This window comes from Paenibacillus sp. FSL H8-0175, from assembly GCF_045040615.1.
Taxonomy (GTDB): domain Bacteria; phylum Bacillota; class Bacilli; order Paenibacillales; family Paenibacillaceae; genus Paenibacillus_AQ; species Paenibacillus_AQ odorifer.
On sequence record NZ_CP150299.1, the window covers coordinates 3,033,348 to 3,055,551 of the forward strand.

The following is a 22,204-nucleotide window of genomic DNA, read 5'->3' on the forward strand; positions in this document are numbered from 1 at the left end:
GGAGAGTGTACAGAAAAAATGACAACACAAGTAGAGCTCGAACACACAGAATCATGGAAACTTGAATCTCAGTATATGGGTCACACGTACGATATAAAGGTTTCTCTTCCCAGAGAAGCAGCACCAGAAAAGGGCTTCCCCGTGTATTACATGCTCGATGGTAATTCATATTTTCAATTGGGTCGGGATGTTGTGAAATTGCAGTCAAGAAATGCCCCGAAAACTTTTATTGCACCAGCAATTGTGATTGGCATTGGACATTATGGTTCAGATGAAGAGGTCTCCAAAAGAAGATTTTATGATTTCACACCTCCAGCGAAGCAGTATGTATATCCGGATCGATTGAAAAATGCTGACATAGGTCCACATGGTGGGGCTGAGAAGTTTTTGGCTTTTTTAGAATTAGAGTTAATGCCAGCAATCAATAAGAAATATAATGTGGATCAGTATAAACAAGCCTTGTTTGGTCACTCTCTCAGCGGTTTATTTGTCCTCTGGACGTTATTCACTCGTGCGGAGCTATTTCAGTATTATTTGGCCTCTAGTCCATCCATTTGGTGGAATGATCATGAAATCCTGACGTATGCGGAGCAGTTCTATAGCAAGGGTCAAGAGTTGACGGCCGATAAACCAAAGTTATTGATTACCGTTGGAAGTGAAGAATCGTTTATGGTCGATGACGCAGCAATATTATTTTCAAAATTGAATGAGTATGCTTTGCCTAATTTAGAGGTTGAGCACTATGTCGCACCCAATGAAAATCACGCTTCTGTAGTACCAACGATTATGAGTAGAGCGTTTCGAGTACTGAACTGTTAAGGAGTGGGGATATGACGCAAATGAGGGCAGGCGAGCTTGTGCTTTTTGAACATATGGATCGTCAGATTACCGTGTATTTACCGAAAGAATATCATCTATTTCCGGAGCGGATGTTCCCAGCGGTTTTCTTACAGGATGGAGATTTTTTGTTCAAAGAGGCGATTACAGCTATAGAGAAAGATGTAGAAGAGGGAGTAACAGAGCCGGTTATTTTTATCGGGATTGATTCTCAGCTGCGGAATGATGAATATACACCTTGGGAAATGCCTGCTCTTTTTAAGGATTGGTCCTTTGGGGGCAAGGGCGATGATTATTTGAATTATGTCTATCAGGATCTTGTACCCTATATCAAAAGCTCCTATCGCATCTCCAACGAGCCGGAGAAATTGGCTTTGGGTGGTGTTTCACTAGGTGGATTAATAAGTCTGTATGCGATGTACAAGACTGAAGTTACTGTTGGAAATTTTATATTGATATCTGCGTCTGTATGGTTTAAAGATTTCATTCATTTCATGGAGACTTCAAGACTAGATAGGGAATGCAGAATTTATATGTATGTTGGTGAACAGGAAGGGATCCACAAGACAAATGCCCAGAAGGACATGGTGCCTAACAGCAAACGTGCTTATGATATTTTAAAAGAGAAGATTGTTGGAACGGATCAGCGAGTGAAGTTTGAGACGGATCCGCTGGGCACGCATAATGACACGTTTTTCCTGCAATATTTTCCGAATAGTATCAGGTTCTTATTTCCTGCAAAATAAACATAATAGGACGAGCAGGAGAGAGTATCCTTGCATCGTCCTACTTATCGTGTGATAGCTGCTCTAGTTATTCTTCTGTAAATTCTCAAGATGGGCGTCCAAATTATCGAAGGTTTGGGAAATCCCCTCTAACATCCCCATATCAATCACTTGTTGCAAGGCTTCCGGAGAAGTGTATTTACCGGTATTCACCAGCTTCGTTTGACCCTCCAGGTCGATAAAATCTAGCTGGACAAGCGTTTCAGGCAAATCTTTTGAAATATTACCCTCTGCATCTGAGAATCCATCTGTATAAATGACTTGTTCTGGGACTGTAATTTCCTTATACAACGCCTTGCCCCAAGACTCCATACCGTAGAAATCCCCTTGATTCTTATCCACGCACTTCATGCAATAATGCCAAGTACCCCCTGGACGGAAATCGACATTACATACGGGAAGCGTCCAACCTTTTGGACCCCACCAGTGCTTCAAATGCTCTGCCTCAGAAAAAGCCTTGAATACTAGCTCACGTGGAGCTTGGAATACGCGCTCTAATACTAATGTGTTGCCATCAACAACTTTGGATACCACTTGGTTGGACGGGTTAGAATTTGTCATGGGATAGATCCTCCTCAAATTTGTTTGCTTCCTGCCAATTTCGACCTGAGGCTATGATTTATTATTGTTTTCATTGCTCTGTAGCTTTTGTAAATAATCATCCAGTCGATCGTATCGTTCTTCCCATATATGGCGGTAGGAGTCTAACCAATCGTCTATTTCCTTAAATGGATCAGGACGGAGCTTGCAAATGCGCTTGTTAGCAACAGCTTGAACTTCAATTAAGCCCGCTTCACTAAGGACGCGCAAATGCTTGGACGCTTGAGGCTGCCGTAGCTGAAGACTTTCTGCAATCTCCCCAACGGTTAGAGGATTCTCGCGTAATAGTTCAACGATCTGCATGCGGTGGGGCTCAGCTAAGGCACTCATAACGTTAGTATTCATAAACAAGGATCACTTCGATTCATTAAATTCATTCGTATCTCTATTATGACATACTGTGGTTAAGCGGCTCTATAGCGCCTCCTTTTTGGTATTTCCTGTTTGTGATGATAATATACCACGGAGGGAATATTCCTGTAAAGGAATATATAATAACCATTGTATGACAACTGCTAGAGAAGGGCATGATACAAGCATTAAAAAGAAATATGTTCCATGATAACCAACAAACTTTACAAAAAACATAGGAATAGATATAATTAAGTATAACTTATCGGGTTTTAGAATTACGCAAGGGGCCTAACGCCAGTGGGCTCCTTTTGTATTTCTTGGCCATGTTACAGGAGGGTGAAGGTCATACACAATGAAAAGATTATGGTTTGTGTTCATTATGGTCCGCATGGGGAGCGTTTAATCCGGCGTGGTGTCCAACTATCTGAAATTATAGGGGCGCCATTGTTTGTATTAAATGTCGATAGTTCGGATATTGATGAATATAATCAGAGCAAAGAAATGTATATGACGGTCTGGAAACGTCTTGCCGATGAAGCTGGCGCAGAGTTTATCATTCGGAAACGTGAAGGCCGAAAAACAACAGATATTATTGTAGAAGTTGCTGAAGAGAATGAGGTTACACAGATCGTCATTGGACAATCTGCTCAAACTCGGTGGCAGGAGCTTACCAAACGTAATTTCATCAATGAACTCATTGGTAAAATGAAAATGATGGATCTGCATGTCGTGGCTGTGCAGCGGATGCGTGCAGGGCTGGAAGAAACCCATGAGGAAGGCGTTATCGCTTACCTGGTCAAAAACGGGGCTGAGTACCAGCTCAGTGATGAACCTCAGGGAGAGTATTCGCTTAAGGGAAAGTTCTTTCACGAACTACACACAGAATTTGAGAACGGTTTATTCAGAATTGAGCAAGAAGATGGAAAGGCTAGATATCTGCATATTTGTGATGGCACATTGACCGATTCTTTATAATCGGGCTTGCCCTTATCAACATTGGGGCCTTGTATAAAAGGCCCTACCAATCATATGATCTTTGGCTTTTGGTAAAAAAGTAAGTACTAAAGTTCACAACTTGATAAGCTCAAGTGGAAAAGGAGGACTGCCTTTGCTGCATGTAATCATACTTGTTCCGTTTCTAATGGCCTTAGTAATCGCACTTTTGTCCAAGAGAGCACCCAACCTTCATAGAGGATGGCTTGTTTTCCCTGGTTCACTCGTTTTGTTTGTTTATTTCTTAACCCGGATTCCCGTTATTAAAGGTGGGGATTTGGGATATGAAACCATTTCATGGATTCCTTCACTAGGAATTGATTTGGTTTTCCATCTGGATGGATTAAGTTTGTTGTTTGCTTTGCTAATCGCTGGGATGGGTAGTCTTGTAATTATCTATTCAATTTATTATCTGGACCGGCGAAAAGAAGCGTTAACCCCTTTTTATATTTATCTAATGTTGTTTATGGGGGCGATGCTTGGCGTTGTGCTCTCGGATAACTTGATGGTGTTATATGGCTTTTGGGAATTAACAAGTGTTTCGTCATTTCTGTTAATTGCCTTTTGGCATCGGCGGCAAAAATCGCGGTATGGTGCTCTCAAATCTATGTTGATTACCGTATTTGGTGGTTTAGCGATGTTTGCCGGCTTTTTAATGCTTTATGTAATGACAGGCACCTTTAGTATCCGGGAAATTTGGAGTGAGGTTGGCGATATCAGCGGGCATGCTTTATTTATTCCGGCGATGCTACTAATTCTCTTAGGCGCCTTCACCAAATCAGCTCAGTTCCCGTTTCATATCTGGCTGCCGGATGCCATGGAGGCACCGACACCCGTCAGCGCCTATCTGCACTCGGCAACGATGGTTAAAGCTGGATTGTATCTTGTCGCCCGTTTCAGCCCTGTTTTTGCGGGGCAATATGAGTGGTTCTGGGTTGTGTCAGGCGTCGGTTTGATCACCTTGATTTATGGCTCCATCCAGGCGATGAAGCAGACGGACCTGAAGGCTCTATTAGCCTATTCAACGATTAGTCAACTTGGACTGATTATGGGATTGCTGGGAATGGGATCGGCAGCGGCATTTTATGTAGGGGAAGATTCAGTCTTTTACACTGCTGCAACAACAGCGGCTATCTTTCACCTTATTAACCATGCCATCTTTAAAGGCTCTTTGTTTATGATGGTCGGTATAGTTGACCATGAGACGGGTACCCGCGACCTGCGAAAGCTGGGCGGACTGATTTCCATTATGCCGGTTACCTTTACGGTAGCGATGATCGGCAGTTTCTCGATGGCTGGTTTGCCGCCATTTTCCGGGTTTTTAAGTAAAGAGATGTTTTTTACGGCTGTTCTGAATATCCGAAACCTAGATATATTGTCTATTCCCTCGTTGTTTACGCTCTTCCCGGTTTTGGCCTGGATTGCCAGCGTGTTTACTTTTGCATACAGTATGATTTTGGTTTTCCACACCTTTTTCGGAAAATATCAGCCTGAGAAGCTGGACAAAAAACCGCATGAAGCCCCATTTGGACTTCTGCTTGCCCCGTGCCTGCTAGCAGTGCTGTCTATATTTATCGGTTTTTTCCCGAATATATTATCCAAAACACTTATTATCCCTGCAATGAATGCTATTCACCCTATCTTGCAGACCGGAGAACCCTTTGTTGTGAATATTCATTTCTGGCACGGCTTTACACCAGAAATATGGATGACACTTGGTGTTGTGATTCTTGGTATTATTGTATACCGAATCTATGGCCGCTGGAGTCTGGTCGATAAAGAATGGGGCAGTGGCTACACTTTAAATCAAGTCTATGACGGAGTAATCCGGCTGGTCGAGAAATCGTCTAGGGCGTTGACTGGCACCTATATGACAGGTTCCATGCGCCATTACTTGATGTATATCTTCGCTTTCCTGATCGTAGCCATTGGTGGAGCCGTGTGGTATACCGATGGAATAACGCTTGGGACAACTGAATATGCTCCGTTTTCTTTGTTTGAAGTTATTGTTGTTATGGTTATGCTTGTGGGCGCTTTGGCTATCCCCTTTGTTCGTTCCAGAATCACAGCCATTTTGTTAACAGGAATGGTTGGTTATATGGTTACTTTACTCTTTGTTCTGTTCCGGGCACCTGATCTGGCGCTTACCCAGATGATTGTCGAAGTAGTATCCGTTACATTGTTCCTGCTATGTTTTCGGCATTTGCCTAAGCTGGAGAAAGAGCCGCTCAAACTTCGGTCCCGCTTGCCTAAGCTAATTATTTCCATCGGGATGGGAATAACTATGACATTGGTTGCACTTGCTGCTTTAGGCAGTAGTCCGTTCGAATCCATCTCGAAATATTATGTGGAGAATAGCTATACCTTGGGTGGCGGTAAAAATATTGTTAATGTTCTGCTCGTTGATTTCCGCGGCTTTGATACCATGTTTGAAATTACAGTGCTTGGCCTTGCCTCACTTGCTATTTATTCCATGATCAAACTGCAGCTGGATACGGATGGAACTATTGCCCCACTGAAGCGGGCTGTGAAGGATAATAAACCACGTTCTTCTGTAAGTGATGATGTGTTACTACAAGCGGTAGCTAAAGTAGCCTTCGTTATGATATTAATATTTTCGCTTTATCTGTTTTTCGCCGGACATAATAATCCGGGAGGCGGATTTATTGGAGCATTGATGGCATCAGCCGCATTGGTACTGCTCGCCATTACTTTTGGGATTGATATGGTTGAGAAGGTATTGCCTATCGACTATCGTAAGTTAATCGCGGTTGGGGTATCTGTAGCTTTTCTTACAGGAATAGGTTCGTTTTTATTCGATGTACCTTTTCTGAGCCAAGCGTTTGGCTATTTCCAACTGCCACTTATGGGCAAAACAGAACTGACCACAGCAATGTTCTTTGATCTCGGTGTTTTCTTAGCTGTTATTGGTGTCACTATGAATATCATATTTACGATCGGGAGGGATAGCTAATGGAGCTTATTATTGCCCTGGCGATCGGTGTACTGTTTTCCGTAGGTGTTTATCTAGTTCTTTCCAAAAGCTTGCTGCGCATCCTTCTGGGAACCACTTTAATAACGCACGGCGTTCATTTGTTGTTACTGACAATGTCTGGCCTCAAGACAGGTGCTGCACCATTGCTGGGTGAGGAAGCGGAAGCTTATGTCGATCCTTTGCCGCAGGCGCTCATTTTGACCTCTATTGTAATTAGCTTTGGAGTAACAGCATTTTTTATTGTTTTGGCATACCGGACTTACCGCTCGACGGGTACCGATGATGTGGAAGGAACCAAGGAGGAGAGACGATGAACAACTTGTTAGTGCTGCCTCTGCTGATTCCGGCCATTACGGCAGTTATACTCATTTTTTTGAAAGAACGAGTACGTCTGCAACGAATCATAAGTGCCGTCAGTGTGTTTGTAAATATCTTTGTTGCAGGATTCATTGTGTATCAGGTAAATACAAACGGTATCCAGACCTTATATATGGGGGGATGGCGTCCACCTTATGGCATTGTGTTTGTTGCCGATATGTTTTCGGCATTGCTCGTTTTGACTGCGGCCATTGTTGGCGCGGCTTGTCTGTTTTTTTCCTTCGCTAGCATTGGGGAAGACAGGGAACGGTTTTATTACTATCCGTTTTTCCATTTTTTATTAACCGGGGTATTTGGCTCTTTCCTCACCGGGGACCTGTTTAACTTGTTTGTCTGCTTTGAGGTGCTGTTAGTTGCCTCTTACGCTTTGATCGTACTTGGTGGGTCCAAGGGTCAACTGCGAGAGACATTAAAGTATGTATTAATTAATGTGATTTCCTCTTCCTTGTTTGTGGCGACGATTGCTTATTTATATGCCGCGACAGGAACACTGAATATGGCGCATCTATCTATGCGTGTAGCAGAGGCGGGACAAGGCGGTGTAATGAACGTCATTGCGGTCCTGCTGCTAATTGTATTTTCGATTAAGGCAGGTTTACTGCTCTTTTTCTGGCTTCCCGATTCTTATAGTGCACCACCATTGGCTGTTAGAGCCCTGTTTGGGGCTTTGCTAACCAAGGTCGGATTGTATGCAATTACTCGTACCTTTACTTTGATTTTTATTCAAGAACCGGGACTCACCCATACATTGATTGCCTGGATGGCGGGGGCGACGATGATACTTGGGGCAATCGGGGCATTGGCATACAACGATTTGGGCCGAATATTTAATTATAATATCATCATCAGTGTAGGATTTATTGCTTTTGGGATCTCTGTCGCGACTCAGGATTCGTTAAATGGTGTAGTGTTTTATTTAATGCATGACATGGTTGCCAAAGCATTATTATTCTTTCTGGGTGGGATGATTATCTCAGCTTCAGGCACTGACCGCTTAAAAGAAATGGGTGGTTTAATCCGACGTTATCCGTGGACCGGCTGGATGTTTTTTGTACTAACTTTGGCATTGGTTGGTGTTCCGCCCCTTAGTGGTTTCGCTGGAAAAGTGATGATGGTGCGGAGTGGATTTGGCGAGAATCACGTGGCTCTGGCGCTGATTGCACTTGCATCCAGCTTCGTAGTGTTATATTCCTTGATCAAGGTATTCCAGCAAGTGTTCTGGGGTGGCGAGAAAAGGGAAGAACAAGTCAAACCGCTTCATTATAAAGCTATGATGGCACCGGCAGCTGTTCTGTTCGCAATTGTAATTCTGATGGGTGTGGGTGCGGAGACGGTAAACGGACTTGTCAGCCAAGCCGGAGCTGTACTGGCTGATCCAGCACTATACATTAACGCTGTCATGAAGGAGTGATACTATGGCTTTTCAACTATTATTGAATTTCATGATAGCATTCCTGTGGATGTTCCTGCACAATGACTGGACTGGGCCACGTTTCGTCATTGGTTTCTTGATCGGTATCCTCATTCTGCTCGGAATGCGACGTTTTTGGCCCAGATTATATCTAGGAAAAGTGTGGGCAATTATTAAGCTAATCCTGTTGCTGCTGCGGGAACTGGTCGTTTCAAGTTATGTAGTAGTAAAAGCTGTTCTGAGACCGGAGCTTAATATACGTCCAGCAATCTTGAAATATACTACAGAGCTGAAATCGGATTGGGAAGTGGCTACTTTGATCACATTGCTCTGCCTTACTCCCGGATCTGTGGTACTTGAAGTATCGGATGATAACCGGACTTTGTATATTCATGCCATGGATGTTGAGGATCCCGCACAGTTCAGAGCGAATATCCGTGACACCTTTGAGCGTGCGATATTGGAGGTGACCCGTTAATGATCCATTTTATTCTTATGCTCTCGCTTACGATTATGGCGCTGGCGATTGGTGTATGTGCCTGGCGGTTGTTGAAGGGACCTTCTTTGCCCGACCGGGTAGCGGCACTGGATACGATTGGAATTAATCTGTTAGCCATGGTAGCCGTTCTTTCTGTTTTACTCCGAACGCAGGCTTTTATCGAAATTATTTTGTTAATAGGCATTCTTTCCTTTATCGGCACGACGGCATTTGCCAGATACATCGAAAGGGGAGTGGTGCTTGAACATGGAAATGATCAAGACAGTCGGTGAATTGCTGTTTGCCTTATTAATACTGATGGGGGCATTGCTTAGTGCTGTAAGTGCTTATGGTCTGATTCGGCTGCCTGATGTTTATCTGAGATCACATGCTGCTGCCAAAAGTGCCACCCTTGGTGTTTTATGTGTTCTGAGCGGGGCCTTTCTATATTTTGCATTTTTTCTAGATCATATAAGTGCTAAGCTGCTACTGGGGATTGTCTTTGTATTTATGACCTCACCTTTATCTGCGCATTTGACGGGCAGAGCTGCTTATCGCTCAGGGGTTCCCTTATGGAATCGCAGAATTCAAGATGATTTAAGAGAGGTACTGGAGAAAGAAAAAGCTGTAGCAGCATCCCCTGAACGGGATGTGCCTCAAGAATAAAATCCATGAAATGGTGATCTGCGATTTCGGATTACAACAATAAGTTTGGATCGCAATAGCTAAAAAGCAACAACCCTGCATGAAAACGCGGGGTTGTTGCTTTTTTAGATTAAAACTACTCTTTTTTGTTATCTTAACGAACTAATATTTTGCCTTCTCCAGCAAGGATGCGAAGTACCCTTGGGAGTCGATCACCATCATTCTCAGGGATGTCCAATTGAATGCCGTAGTGGAAACTGCCTTGTTGTTCTTTGTTCCATTTCAATATTCCTTCTATGTACATAGATTCATCCGTAAGATTCATTTCCATGCCAATGCGTACTAGGTTATTTTCTGGGTTGATATTGAGGGGTAACGATAAGTGGCAACCCGATCGACTGATGTCGAACAATACAGCCCTTACAGGCTTGGAAGGAACCTGAATTCCGTTAATAGTAAGAATATGAAGATCAAATGTTACAGGTTCTTTAAGGGTATATCGAAAAGGTTCGGTTCTGCGATTAGTGTTCATATGCTCCTCCATACTTTTCCATGTAATATAAATTATCGACATAAAAGTAGGATTAGTGAAGAGCTGATTCAATTTTTGATTTATTTCACTACTTGAGCAGTCTCGTAGGTAAGGCAGCGCAGACTTTGATCAGGATAACGCATTTCTGCCGTGTAGCTGCTGCCATCTTCCAGCATCATCTGAACAGCGACCATGCCGCGTTTATCATTGGTGTCAGTGTTGATCAGTGTTGCTGTAGCAATTTTCCGGCTTTCTTTTTGTTTATCTGTAAGGATAGTTATGGCCGCATTGATCCAACGGGCATCTTTATAGATAGTGCTGGCAGCAGAAGCGCTAATTGGTGTTCTTTTCAGAGCAATATTAATCGCGGTCGTGTTCACTACCATACCGTTTATGGGATCAATTAGTACATCATATTCCCAGAATTCCTTACCTTGCCCTTCTAGGGTCTTGGCGTTATATGGACTGAAATGTACAGCCCATGTCCACGGCAGCGAGGTTCGGGTATCACTCAGAATAACCCGCATCTGCAGCTTGGCAATATCCACATCGAATAATTTGCGTACGCTTGTAGCAGCAAGAATAACGGCATCAGTCTGACTCAAATTCCCTGCAGCAGGCGGTGTGACAGTGGTCCGTTTGGATTCAGAAGTCTCATGACCAGCCATGTCTATGAAATTGTTAATGGGTTGTATTTCTTTAGGACTCATCTGCGGTTGTAGATCGTCATTCACTGTGGAGGACACCGGCGTTGGTGCTTCCAACTTCATCCCTTGGGTTTTGGTGCTGGTTAAAGCTAAATGGGTGGTGTTTTGAATGACTGCACTGACGATTAGCAGACTCCCCGAGAACAGGAGTACAGCTAAAGTAGTGGGGAATTTTTTGTTATTCACTTGAATAACCTCCATTTGCTTCGGATGATGCTGAATCTTCCTAACCTTAAACTATAGATGTTATAGAGTAGGTGAACAGATGTTATGGAGTTGTAAAAAGATGCGGATACTTGTTCCTTGACCTAAAGTAGAATTGAGTGAAATTCTAGTTTGATGCGCATCTGCGATTTGCTTGCATAAAGATAAACCAAGACCCGCACCCCCGTATTCGCGTGTGCGCGATTTTTCACCTCGATAAAAGGGTTCAAATACACGCGCGCTCTGTTCCGGTGTCATCCCAAATCCTGAATCACATACTTCCAATATGGCTTCATTTTGCAATACATAGGCAAGCAAGCGGATGGTGCTCCCTTGCGGAGATGCATGAATGGAATTTTCGACAAGGTTAACCAAGAAGGAAGTTAGCAGATCATGATCACCCCAAACCGCAGGGATGGAATAAACCATTTCTAGTTTGATGCCTGCTTCGTCCAATTTAAGCTGCTCAATCTGTTTAACCGATTTGAACAAATCTGATATGTCTACTTGTTTCAGAGTCAGAGGATGATGCCGTAGGACGGACAAATCCAGCAGTTTGAAGGCTAAATTCTTCAGGCGTAAGGTTTCACTAAGGATATATTGACCAGCCATCTGCTGTTCTTCCTGGCCTATATTTGCGGAAGTCAGAAATTCAGCAAATCCCTGCATACTGGTTAAAGGTGTGCGCAGTTCGTGGGCGAGGTTATCGACCATTCTCTGCTTTTCATCGGCCATATTAGACAGTTCGATCACGTGCTGCTCCACTGCGTTTGCCATTCGGTTAAAGTTCAGGGCTAACTCACCAAATTCATCTTTACTGCGCAACTGCACGCGCTCGGTATATTTGCCTTCAGCGATCGTTTTTGTAGTCTTTGAAAGCTGTTTAAGTGGTTTGGTCAACTGCCGGATCAGCAAGTAGAGTAATAGGAGCAGAATTGGACCGATAATCCAGTTAATCATTACAAAAAAACGGTTCAGCTCATGCTGCTTAGCATACAGGTCACTGATATCACGTTGATAAACGATCGACAAAGCTTGATAGGGAGCAGGGAGTTCAGTAGAGAGTTGAATAGAATGTGACTCCGGTGTTGAGACTGATGGGACTCCGGCATTCGGATAAACCAGCTGGTCATTCTCCCAGAGCTGTAGTCCGATTCCCTGCTTATGATAAAATTCACCATAGGATTGAGCCACACTTGAGATTAAAGTAGAGGTAAGTGTGGCCCCACGGGTCTGAATCGATTCAAGATTTTCATAAATGTTGTTTGCAATTAATAGCTGTTCGCTTGAAGCACGCTGCATTTCGCTGTCCATGTTCAGCTGCCAGCTTTTTTTCATAATCATGATTACACTCACATCTAGGGCGACGATGAAGAAAGCGAGGACTGACAGCAGAATTTTATGCCAGAATCTCATACTAGACCTGAACTTCCAAGCGGTAACCAAGCTTAAATACGGTTTTAATTCGTTCTTCCCAGCCTAGTTTTTTGCGCAGCTGTCTGATGTGAACATCTACGGTACGGGTATCTCCTTCAAAATCATAGCCCCAGGCTAATTCCAGCAACTTTTCCCTTGATAAAGCAATATTTCTGTTGCGGATAAGGACCTCAAGCAGCTCAAATTCCCTAGCGGTTAAATCTACGGGTATCTGATCCACCATCACAAGCCTCTCAAGATAACGTACCTCAACGTTTTCACAGAGAAAATTGGAAATGCCTTTTTCGCTCCTGCGTAACACCACATTGATTCTTGCCAACAATTCAAGGATTTCAAAAGGTTTAATGATATAATCATCGGCGCCCAGCTCAAAGCCTTTGATGCGATCAGCCAGTGAATCTTTTGCGGTGATCAGAATCACCGGAATTTGTAAGTGAGCAATCCGCTGCATGATCTCAAAACCGTCCAGTTCGGGCAGCATTATATCGAGCAGAATTAAATCGGCCTTTTCACGTTCCAGCAGTTCAATAACCTCCAGCCCGCGATAAGCCTTGCTATAGGTATGTCCGACTAATTTTAGATTCATAGTAATTAAGTCACTGATTGCACGTTCATCTTCTACGACTATGATATGGCCCATAGTTCATTGTTCCCTCCTAAGCTAGCAAATCACTTCCTAATGCTAATAAACTATAAACAACTTATTACAGAATTGTCCAGTGCAGGTATGAAAAAGCATCTAGTTCTTCCTAATTTGGTTTGTTGATAAAGCTCAAAAAGGACTGAAAAAGAGAGCGGAAGCAGTCTCTTAATCAATCCTGAAAAACATCATTATAAACCTTCGCAACTCTTGATTAATTGGAAATTCCATCTGTTGTTGACTTAGACAAGTGGGCATCAGGGGCAATAAATTCGTGAACGATTTGACGAAAATACTCGTGATTATCATAGCTGTTGTACATACGCCAGGCCACTGTTTGGGAGTTGCCGAAAAATAACCGCTCAAACTGGGTTTGACGACCTCCGAATGCACCCGCTCCTAGTTCCCAAGCCAGCCGGAATAAGGCATTTCGATACCACGCATCCGAGACATTTCCCTTCAAATACTCATAAAGATACGAACCAGCGCTTGATGTAAAGTCGGCTTCAGAGGGGATCATGATGAGCCCGCTTGAACTGAGGTTTTGAACCATTTCAACCATCTCTGGATAAAACTCTGAAAAGTGAATGGTTGAAGCCAACAGTGGACCTTTATCTGGAACGAGATATCCAAATTTGTCGAGCGAAGCCCCTATTTCCGCTGCAAGTCTTAAGGCTTTGAAAGTTTCTAAATAGGTTAATATTCTGGAAATAGGCAAAATCGTGTAGGCCTCAAGGACAGCATTTTGTTCTTCCGCCAAAGACTCTAGCATACCAAGAAAAAACTCGGTTTTTGCAATATAGCGGGTGACAATTTGGTGGGCCATATGCGTATGAAAGTTACTCTCGCCGAATAATCGGGAACAGTACCTCTCATCGCCATAATAAAATATACGATCATGAGGGATAAGTACACGGTCAAAGATAACAAGGGTATCCATTTCTTCATATCTTGAACTTAACGGATGGTCGTAAGTAGATGAGGCAGCGTAGCTTTCACGGCAAAAAAAAGTCATTCCAGGCAGATCATTAGGCACCGCAAAGGCAAATGCAAAGGGATTATCATCATCCACAAGTGAGGGTGAGGGAGTCGGGAATACAAGCATTTCATCACAGGTAGCTCCCTGTGTTGCCATCATAAAAGCACCGGTAACAAACATCCCTTGATCAATGATTTCTACGACTTTTGCAGCGATAGAATCCTCAGTAGCATCAATCTGGCCGGATATTTTGCTGGCTTGAGGCTGAATGAAAGCATGGGATAAGGTAATATCATGATCTCGACAGTAGGCATAGTATTTTCTGAGGTTCTCAGCATATTTCGGATTATGATCCTCAAGGATATCAGCAGCTGTGAACAGAGACATGATGGCCGTATTCATATAATCGGGGGAACGTCCTAAAAATCCGTGATGTCTGTTGGACCAGAGTTCAATCATTTTTCTCCGGCGTTCTAAATCTTCAGCATTTTTGGGTGGAAGAAAAGATAAACCAACCGGATCTCCAGTATCAGGTGAAGGATAGGTCATCTGCGCCGAATAACGTTCATCACACTGCATGTTATACATTTCGGCTTGTGTTTGTATGAGACCTTGAAAGGCAGGGTGTTTGGATAAAGGACCTTCAACACGTGTTCCTTTGTACCAGATATTGATCTTTTGCCGGTCGATTCGTTCGATGTATTGATTACCTGTTTTTATAGGCATAGGTTCCACCTCTTTGAAGTCATCTTTGACTAATAAAGCCGTATTATTGCTATTAATGTACGTAATCATGAATCTCCGTGTACATTGTCCATAAACCGTGGTGAGCTGGGAGTTTAGGGTTGACATAAACGATGCTGACTTGTATATTTTGGATATTGGATTACAAGTGTAGTCATACGGAGAAAAGAAAGGCGGATAGAATGATGTCTACGGAAACTCCAAAGATCTCGGATGCCGAGTGGGAAGTGATGAAGGTGCTGTGGGCAAGTGCCCCACGCACTGCAGGTGAGATTGTTGAAGCACTAGAAGGCAACAGGGACTGGAACCCAAAGACGGTACGGACGTTGATTAAGCGTCTGACAGAGAAACGGGCTATTGGTTATAACCAGACAGGTAGGGTGTATTCGTATTATCCGCTGGTGCGGGAAGAGGAATGTGTCCAATCGGAGACAAGATCCTTTCTGAAGCGGATCTACGGTGGAACTCTGCGCCCGATGTTGGTCAATTTTTTGCAGGATGAAAAGTTGTCCCGGGAAGATATTGAAGAACTGAAGAGAATTTTGGATGAACGAAAGGACTGAGCCGCTTGCTGGAAGCTGCATACAATCTGTTCGTCAAGGTATTGTCGCTGTCTGCCATGGCGAGCGTGCTGGCTCTGCTGATCTTATTGACCCGCTTCCTGTTCAAGGATCGTCTGAAACCTACATGGACGTATCTTCTGTGGATACCATTGATCGTGAGGCTGGTTATACCTTGGGCACCTGAAAGCACATTTAGTATTTTTAATCTGTTACCGCTGGAGAAAGAAACGGCGCAGAGTTCCTTTATTCCGTCAGCGCAATCGGAAGTTGGCTTTACTTATGTCCCAGAGTTGACCGGAGGGGAAAAGGAACCGGCGTCAGTTACTGGAATTGCAAAAAGTGGACCTTTGCCGGGAGAATCGACATCGGATGATGTGGCACAAGTCAATCCGCATACCGATTCAGGATGGGAGCCGATACATGTACTGGTTTTGGTGTGGTTTGGCGGAGCGGCGGTGGTGCTGGGCATGTCGGTTCGAGCGCAACTGCGATTTACCGCACGGGTTCGACAGGAAACGGAGATTCATTCCTCAGAAGTCCAACGGTTGTTCGAATCCTGTAAGCAGGAAATGCAGGTGCGTCGCCCAGTCAAGCTGATCGGGACGAAGCAGATTGCCGTACCGACACTACTTGGCGTTATGCGGCCCAAGTTGCTGCTGCCCACCTCTACTTTACACACTCTGGAGACGAACGGACTCCGTCATATATTCCTTCATGAGCTGGCACATGTGAAGCGCCATGACATTTTGCTAAATCTGCTGACAGGTCTGCTGCTGGCCATGCATTGGTTTAATCCTCTGTTGTGGTATGCCGTACGCCAAATGAAAGAGGATCAAGAGGTTGCCTGTGATGCTCTGGCCTTGAAGCATCTTGAACCGGCTTGCCACAGAAGTTATGCCTTGACACTTCTCAAATTGTTAGAAACCTTACCCGATCCGATCCGGTTGGCAGGTACAGCTGGCATTTCAAGCAGTAAAAAGGAAATGGAAAGAAGGATTATTATGATCACCAGGCACAAAAAATTTACGGCAAAAAGCTCAATGCTGGGCCTCGCTGTAATTATGATCTTAAGTGGCTGTACCCTTACAGGAGCAAAGCTAAATTCTGCATCAGCTCCGGCAATGAGCGCTCCTGCTACTTTTCAGGCAGAAGTGCAGGATAAAAATACAACGGCTTCCGGGGTTAAAGGCACTCTTTTGGCGGAAAAAAACGGAATCACGGTATCTGCTAATCCCACTGGGGAGAATACACTTTTGCATAAAGTCACGGTAGATGTGCGTGGTGAAGTAAGCCGTACGTTCTTGTGGAATGCAGGAGAAGATAAAACTCGGCCTCCATTGATTAAAGAAGCAGATGTGAACGGAGATGGAACTAAAGAAATTTTCATACGCATTACGACCGGCACGGGTACTGGACTTTCTATGAGTGAGATTCATGTGCTCCAGCCTGCTAGCTTGGAAGAGCTTGTGGTCGAAGATCCGATCGAAACGTTGAATCAGAAGCTGAAATCATCCATTACACATCGAAATAACCACACTTATGTATCTGCTGAACTGGACGGAAAGCATTTGACCAAAGTGTATGATTACACGGATGGAGCTTGGGGAGAGAAGGTCGGATTTGGCTCTATAGTTTCATACGAACTGATAGATGACCAAATTGTAGCCCATATGTCCGGTGCGGCGTCTATGTCTGAGTTTCCGCTCGACGTTATTGCCGTTTACGGGAAGAATCTGACCCTTGAGAGCGCACAGATGTACTATGGATCGTTTATATCTCCACCACTCAGTGAACAGGATATCAAGTCCATGATGGAAAAACAGCTTCCGGCAAGTGGTTGGACCTTTAGCAAAGACGGAGATCAGTATAGGGTGGATATAGATCCACTGAATGGCGTAGGGGAAGGCAATAGCTATAAAATAAATCCGCTTACCGGAACGGTTCATGACGTAACTTCTGGCAGTCCACTGAGAAGTCTTGTAAACCGAGAAGCGATAGATCTGTGGAACATCTCTAACGGTACAGAATACCAGAAGGAACTGTATAAGTTACTCCAACCAATCTTTGATACAGAGGGTTTCAAGCCAACAGATACGGACTTGATTTCAGGCTTTATCGGGGATGGTTATTTGTTCAGTGATGTTAGGCAAGGAAGCAGGGAATTCACGATTAAAGTAGATGTCTTTACTGGTCAGTGGGAGGAAATTCCTGACCCGTATCAATAGTTAAGTTTCAAGGTCTGTACCGTATTATTGAAGAGACCATTACTAGCGAATTGAAACTAAAAGCAGCCAGTACGCGCCGATAGATTATCGGCATGCACTGGCTGCTTAATTTTTCTAGAAGGGAGGACAGTCTTACGACTGTACAAATTACGGATGACTAAAGGACTATTCGACCTGGAACTGGTTTAATTCGTCCTGAAGCTTTTTGGACAACTGATTGAGCTGCAGGGACAGTTCGGCAACCTGTTCAATGCTGTCCAATTGTTCCTGCGTACTTGCGCTAACTTCTTCGGTTGAAGCGGAATTCTCTTCTGTAGTTGAAGAAATGATTTCGAGTGCCTGTAGGATTTCATCTTTGTGTTTATGGACTTTGGAGGTGTTGCTGCTGATTTGAATCATACGTAATCTTAAAGCCTCCAAATCGCTGTTGATGCTAAAGAATACCTGTTTCGTAGCCTGCACGGATTTTGCATTTTCTTCGGCAATTTCAAGTCCTTGGGCTGTGTATTCCACAGATGCTCTAGTTTTCTCTTCGATTTCATGAACCTTTCTGCCAATCTCCTGTGTAGCCTGTGCAGTCTGCTCCGCCAACTTGCGAACCTCTCCGGCAACAACGGCAAATCCGCGTCCCTGTTCTCCCGCACGTGCTGCTTCTATGGAAGCATTTAGTGCCAGCAGATTGGTTTGCGTAGCGATTTGATGTACCGTGTCCACGATGCTCGAAATTTCATGACGGCTTTGATCAATATCATGGATGGCAGACGATATCGAATGAGTGGAGTTGTGATTTTCTTCTGCCCATTTTGATAACTGATCCAACACACCCAACCCCAGTTCGCTCTGGTCGGCAGAAGCCTGCACCATCGTCTCTATGGCTATGGCATCATTAGCGATTTCGTCAATTTGACCAGATAATGATCCGGTTTTTTGCAAAATCGTATCCGTTTCGATCGACTGATAGTTGGTTGCATTCGCAATCTCATTAATGGCTGTGGCTGTATCGTTCATCGTTATAGCTGTGCGGGAAGAAATAGATTGCAGATCCTTTGAGGACTGGTTTAATACCTGAGCGGAGGTACCCACTATTTGGAGCATCCCTTGAATTTTCTGGACCATGTTGAATATTCCGTTGGAGATTTGTCCAATTTCGTTGTTGGAATAGGCATCAAATTGAACCGTCAAATCCCCATTTTCCACCCGTTTGATTTTGGTAAGCAGCTTCGGTATAGATCTGAGCAGATAACGGAGCGTGATATACGAAAATAGAACGAGCAGAATCGCCGCTGCAACAAACCCGCCAATCGTAATCCAGGTGAACTTTTTTAATTCGGAAAGCACTTCCCGCTCTGAAATAGTTAAACCTACGGACCAGCCGGTATCTTTACTTGTAGCATAGCCGATGTAACGGCGTTCTCCGTTGTCATTAATCAGATGTACGCCGGATTCACCAGCGATCATTTTCTTGCCGATTCCCCCAAGATCACCTGGCAGCTCATTAATCTTTTCCTTTGTGACCTTAGACTGGTCTGGGTGATACAGAATATCACCTGTTTTGGAGGCGAGAATGGAATAACCTGTGCTGCCTAGCTTATAGCTTTCCATTATCTCAGGGATATTTTTAGACGCTATATCAACCGCGACAAAACCGATTAATGTATTGTTGTCATTTTTTATCGGATAGAAAATACCCATCAGCATATCGCCTGTAGTGATGTCAATATAAGGATCGGAGTAGTACAGGTCGTCTGCTTCGACTGCTGGCTTATAATACGGCCGTTCTTTAATGTTAAAAGCAGCATCTGATGTCGTACCATTGTTGAGGATATAAAAACCTTTGCCGGCAGTACTAGCAATCCATGCATCTGCAAAAGTGGGTTCCACCTTTACTATGTCAGCTAGTGTCTTTGCTACTTCAGCGGCATGCGGAGAAGTCTTGGCCATTTCAGGAGCTTCGGTGGTTTCGATGTATTGTTTGAATAAGTTATTCGTTGACATTTGCTTGACCAGTGAACCCTTTTCCTTAAATAGTGCATCAAATTGACTGACAAGTGCCTGTGTTTTGGTCTGAAGCATAGATTCTTGTTGTTTCACAAGTATGCTGCGAGTGCTGGAAAACATAAAGGTTCCCAAGATTGAGAAGACGACAACAATAATAACTAAAAGTACAATGGACAAAGTATTTGCTATGCTTGATGAACCGAACCGCCTTTTTTTTAGTTGTTGTAACATGCTACCATCTCCCCCAAGTTGTCTCTGAGCAAATAGCTCATAAGAACATATCGGAAGATAGTGAGATTTTCGAAATAGTAATTTTGAGAATGAAAAAATTAAATTAAAATGGATGATGCACAGGATAAATCCTTGACTGGTACGGGATTTCAAGATGGTGGGGGGAGAGGGAGATCTTAACAATTAGCCTGTAGCTTGGCACATTGCAGCTACTGATTAGAGGCGAATTGTTGTTTTTTTAGGTGATGCTTAACTGCCTTTATCAGACTTCTTGTTTGTAGATTGCTTCCAGCTCTTGCGGTTGATAATGATTATCAATTATACTTCCGATAGGAAGGAGGCGAGTAAAGATTTTAAATGCTGATGATAATTTGATGCTCTGGGATTATGCACATATCCGGCTGATTGATATTCGCCATATGTTGTTTAAGGCAGGAGACAAGCTGACCTCCTATAGGTTCCCGGCTGCAGGTTTTTTATATATGGTTCGCGGCAACGCGGTTTTTCGGCTCAATGGAAATAAACATGCTGCAGAACGTTTTCATATCCTACACAGCGGAAAAGGAGGGCAACTGGATATTGATTGGGTCAGGGAGGAAATGGAGTTTTATTTTATTTTCTATAAAGCCTCGCTTTCGCTAACGTCCGGATCAGGTGTACGTAGACTTTTTGAAAGAAACAGTCCTTTTCAAAAACAATATGAATTTGCTCCGAATGCTCCAGTGGCTTTGCTGTCTCAAGTAAAGGAGATGCACCGGAAATGGCTGGACTCAAGTTCACTTGAACGGATTCAGATCAAAGCAATGCTTTATCAATTTGTCTACGAAGTTGAGCGGCAGAGACAGGCATATGGAGTCTATCCCGTCAAGCCGGATCTGGTGGAGCAAGCAGTTCGATACATACGAGAATATTACAGTCAGCCTATTACCTTATCCTCTATTGCAGAGCAGCTTAATTATAGTGTGGCCTATGTGGCGAAGCAGTTCAAAAGCAAGACGGGTACCAGTCTGATTGATTTTCTTATTCGGACGCGAATAGATAAGGCGCAGGAACTGCTGCTAAATACCGATGCATCATTGCAGGAGGTTGCCGCCGGAGTGGGGTACACGGACCTGTCCTATTTCATCAGTATTTTCAAGAAAACAACCGGTGTGACTCCGGGTAATTTTAAGTCATTGGCCCTAGGCTCTGCCAAAGGATCAGATCGTCCTAAAATCAGGCTAAGATTGTCTAATGCAGGATGGGCTGAGCCAAGTTATATTGTTAATGATCATGATAATCATTATCAATATAGAAGAAAAGGGGATTTACCGATGGTTAGAAATACAAAAATGTCAATGGGAGCAGCGATGCTGTTATGTCTGGTTTTAATGCTTAGTGCTTGTTCTTCAGGGAACAGTCCTGTTAATTCTGTGAATGCTGGCCCTAGTCCAGTATCCTCTGTGCAAACAGAGACAAGTCCACCAGACTCAGCCACCAATTCAAAATCTACAAGAGTATATAAAGACAGTCAGGGGCATGAGGTTGATATTCCAGAGCGTCCACAGCGGATTGTGCTGCAAGGTAATTCGATCGGAGACCTGCTGGCACTCGGGATTCAGCCGGTCGGTGTCGACCGCCGGTTTATTGAAGAATCAGTCTATTTGGATAAGGAGACAACCCCGGCACAGGATATTGGATTTCCTACAAATCTGGAACTTGTTTTGGATCTGGAACCGGATTTGACAATGCTGGGTTATGTGATGGACAAACAATATGAAGAAGTGTCCAAAATATCACCTACTGTTGTATTTGACCAGAGTAAACCCTTGTCTGAGCGTCTGCCTGTCATTGGTGAGATAGTGGGTAAAAAGGCTGAAGCAGAGCAACTGTTGTCCGAATATAATCGCAAGGCCGAGAATATGTGGAGCGGATTGCGTCAGGAAGGCAAACTTGCCGAAGGAGAAACAGCGGTAGTGCTGATTTATTATTGGAACAAGACAATGTATTTGATGAAAACTGGTGGTATTCCTGCACTGCTGTATCAGCCGCAGGGCTACAAAATGTCCGAGGCAGTGAAGGAAATCGAGCCGGCAGAAGGTGCACCCTATATTGAGGTCTCCCCTGAGCTAATGCATAAGATGCTTATTGGTGACCATTTGTTTGTCATCTATCCGGCCAATGCTGATGCGGAAAATTCCTTTAATGAGTTAATGAAAACTGCGTTGTGGAGCTCGCTCCCTGCTGTAAAGAGCGGAAAAGTTACTTTTGTGGAGACCAAATGGAATTATGACGATATGTTGACCAGCAGCATGCTGCTGGATGAGTTCCCTAAACTGCTGGCTAAATAAATGAGATCTCAGGTTAATCCGCAACAAAGAAGCAGAGGAGGAACTCGCTGCTTCTTTATTTTGTTTATTAAGTAAAGAGTGCTGAATATAGAATAGTAATCGGTCATTGTTTTTTGTTGATTAGCTAGACTCCAAGAG

At 43.8% G+C, this 22,204-nt stretch carries 21 protein-coding genes; 13 read left to right on the top strand and 8 right to left on the bottom strand.

The genetic code is table 11. The features are described from left to right. Positions 1-18 precede the first annotated feature (18 nt). Together MHH46_RS13235 and MHH46_RS13240 are read left to right on the top strand one after the other, a co-directional pair. Positions 19-819, top strand: a complete 801-nt coding sequence (locus MHH46_RS13235; RefSeq protein ID WP_076189929.1) for an alpha/beta hydrolase — start codon at positions 19-21, stop codon at positions 817-819. A gap of 11 nt (positions 820-830) precedes the next feature. Beyond that, complete coding sequence (locus tag MHH46_RS13240; protein WP_081387721.1) at positions 831-1,583, top strand: alpha/beta hydrolase; 753 nt, start codon at positions 831-833, stop codon at positions 1,581-1,583. A gap of 63 nt (positions 1,584-1,646) precedes the next feature. Here the strand turns inward: MHH46_RS13240 and MHH46_RS13245 are convergent, their stop codons facing one another. Together MHH46_RS13245 and MHH46_RS13250 are read right to left on the bottom strand one after the other, a co-directional pair. Further along, positions 1,647-2,183: an SRPBCC domain-containing protein gene (locus tag MHH46_RS13245; RefSeq protein ID WP_076183573.1), complete on the bottom strand. Its 537-nt coding sequence runs from the start codon at positions 2,181-2,183 to the stop codon at positions 1,647-1,649. Between the two features lie 51 nt (positions 2,184-2,234). After that, positions 2,235-2,567: a helix-turn-helix transcriptional regulator gene (locus tag MHH46_RS13250; RefSeq protein WP_076126043.1), complete on the bottom strand. Its 333-nt coding sequence runs from the start codon at positions 2,565-2,567 to the stop codon at positions 2,235-2,237. Positions 2,568-2,912: 345 nt separating this feature from the next. Between MHH46_RS13250 and MHH46_RS13255 the strand changes: the two genes are divergently transcribed. The 7 genes from MHH46_RS13255 (at position 2,913) to mnhG (ending at position 9,497) form a co-directional block, all read left to right on the top strand. Next, on the top strand, positions 2,913-3,551 hold the full coding sequence (locus MHH46_RS13255; RefSeq protein WP_232061321.1) for a universal stress protein: 639 nt from the start codon (positions 2,913-2,915) through the stop codon (positions 3,549-3,551). 127 nt (positions 3,552-3,678) lie between these two features. Continuing rightward, positions 3,679-6,543, top strand: coding sequence for a Na+/H+ antiporter subunit A (locus tag MHH46_RS13260; RefSeq protein WP_076190162.1), 2,865 nt, complete (start codon positions 3,679-3,681; stop codon positions 6,541-6,543). Further along, positions 6,543-6,878: a Na(+)/H(+) antiporter subunit C gene (locus MHH46_RS13265; RefSeq protein ID WP_036686402.1), complete on the top strand. Its 336-nt coding sequence runs from the start codon at positions 6,543-6,545 to the stop codon at positions 6,876-6,878. Before MHH46_RS13260 ends, MHH46_RS13265 begins: the two co-directional genes overlap by 1 nt. Then, complete coding sequence (locus MHH46_RS13270) at positions 6,875-8,353, top strand: Na+/H+ antiporter subunit D (protein WP_076189930.1); 1,479 nt, start codon at positions 6,875-6,877, stop codon at positions 8,351-8,353. The genes MHH46_RS13265 and MHH46_RS13270 overlap by 4 nt, the downstream gene beginning before the upstream one ends. 4 nt (positions 8,354-8,357) lie before the next feature. Next, positions 8,358-8,831, top strand: coding sequence for a Na+/H+ antiporter subunit E (locus MHH46_RS13275; RefSeq protein WP_076126047.1), 474 nt, complete (start codon positions 8,358-8,360; stop codon positions 8,829-8,831). Next, positions 8,831-9,124, top strand: a complete 294-nt coding sequence (locus MHH46_RS13280; RefSeq protein ID WP_036686407.1) for a Na(+)/H(+) antiporter subunit F1 — start codon at positions 8,831-8,833, stop codon at positions 9,122-9,124. Before MHH46_RS13275 ends, MHH46_RS13280 begins: the two co-directional genes overlap by 1 nt. Then, complete coding sequence (gene mnhG, locus MHH46_RS13285; RefSeq protein ID WP_076126049.1) at positions 9,099-9,497, top strand: monovalent cation/H(+) antiporter subunit G; 399 nt, start codon at positions 9,099-9,101, stop codon at positions 9,495-9,497. The genes MHH46_RS13280 and mnhG overlap by 26 nt, the downstream gene beginning before the upstream one ends. A 133-nt stretch (positions 9,498-9,630) precedes the next feature. Here mnhG and MHH46_RS13290 read toward each other — a convergent pair whose 3' ends face one another. From MHH46_RS13290 to MHH46_RS13310, 5 genes are all read right to left on the bottom strand, one after another. Then, positions 9,631-10,050: a PilZ domain-containing protein gene (locus tag MHH46_RS13290; protein WP_340397985.1), complete on the bottom strand. Its 420-nt coding sequence runs from the start codon at positions 10,048-10,050 to the stop codon at positions 9,631-9,633. Between the two features lie 38 nt (positions 10,051-10,088). Beyond that, a complete protein-coding gene (locus MHH46_RS13295) occupies positions 10,089-10,901 on the bottom strand; it encodes a hypothetical protein (RefSeq protein ID WP_076189931.1) in 813 nt (270 codons plus the stop codon). 60 nt (positions 10,902-10,961) lie between these two features. Continuing rightward, positions 10,962-12,263, bottom strand: coding sequence for an ATP-binding protein (locus MHH46_RS13300; RefSeq protein WP_405132610.1), 1,302 nt, complete (start codon positions 12,261-12,263; stop codon positions 10,962-10,964). Between the two features lie 73 nt (positions 12,264-12,336). Next, positions 12,337-12,996 (bottom strand): response regulator transcription factor, encoded by a 660-nt coding sequence (locus MHH46_RS13305; RefSeq protein WP_076135640.1) that lies wholly within the window; start codon positions 12,994-12,996, stop codon positions 12,337-12,339. Positions 12,997-13,210: 214 nt separating this feature from the next. Beyond that, positions 13,211-14,701, bottom strand: a complete 1,491-nt coding sequence (locus tag MHH46_RS13310; protein ID WP_076190163.1) for a 4-hydroxyphenylacetate 3-hydroxylase family protein — start codon at positions 14,699-14,701, stop codon at positions 13,211-13,213. Positions 14,702-14,904: 203 nt separating this feature from the next. On the opposite strand from MHH46_RS13310, the gene MHH46_RS13315 reads away from it, so the two are divergent. The 3 genes from MHH46_RS13315 to MHH46_RS13325 are packed head-to-tail and all read left to right on the top strand — an operon-like array spanning position 14,905 to position 17,507. Then, positions 14,905-15,282, top strand: a complete 378-nt coding sequence (locus MHH46_RS13315; RefSeq protein ID WP_076189933.1) for a BlaI/MecI/CopY family transcriptional regulator — start codon at positions 14,905-14,907, stop codon at positions 15,280-15,282. Then, positions 15,266-15,466 (top strand): hypothetical protein, encoded by a 201-nt coding sequence (locus MHH46_RS13320; RefSeq protein ID WP_254848950.1) that lies wholly within the window; start codon positions 15,266-15,268, stop codon positions 15,464-15,466. The genes MHH46_RS13315 and MHH46_RS13320 overlap by 17 nt, the downstream gene beginning before the upstream one ends. Next, a complete protein-coding gene (locus MHH46_RS13325) occupies positions 15,369-17,507 on the top strand; it encodes a M56 family metallopeptidase (RefSeq protein WP_256717166.1) in 2,139 nt (712 codons plus the stop codon). Before MHH46_RS13320 ends, MHH46_RS13325 begins: the two co-directional genes overlap by 98 nt. Positions 17,508-17,672: 165 nt before the next feature. On the opposite strand, the gene MHH46_RS13330 is transcribed toward MHH46_RS13325, so the two are convergent. Then, on the bottom strand, positions 17,673-19,736 hold the full coding sequence (locus MHH46_RS13330) for a methyl-accepting chemotaxis protein (RefSeq protein ID WP_076189935.1): 2,064 nt from the start codon (positions 19,734-19,736) through the stop codon (positions 17,673-17,675). Positions 19,737-20,110: 374 nt separating this feature from the next. On the opposite strand from MHH46_RS13330, the gene MHH46_RS13335 reads away from it, so the two are divergent. After that, complete coding sequence (locus MHH46_RS13335) at positions 20,111-22,066, top strand: helix-turn-helix domain-containing protein (protein WP_076189936.1); 1,956 nt, start codon at positions 20,111-20,113, stop codon at positions 22,064-22,066. The last annotated feature ends 138 nt before the right edge of the window (positions 22,067-22,204 follow it).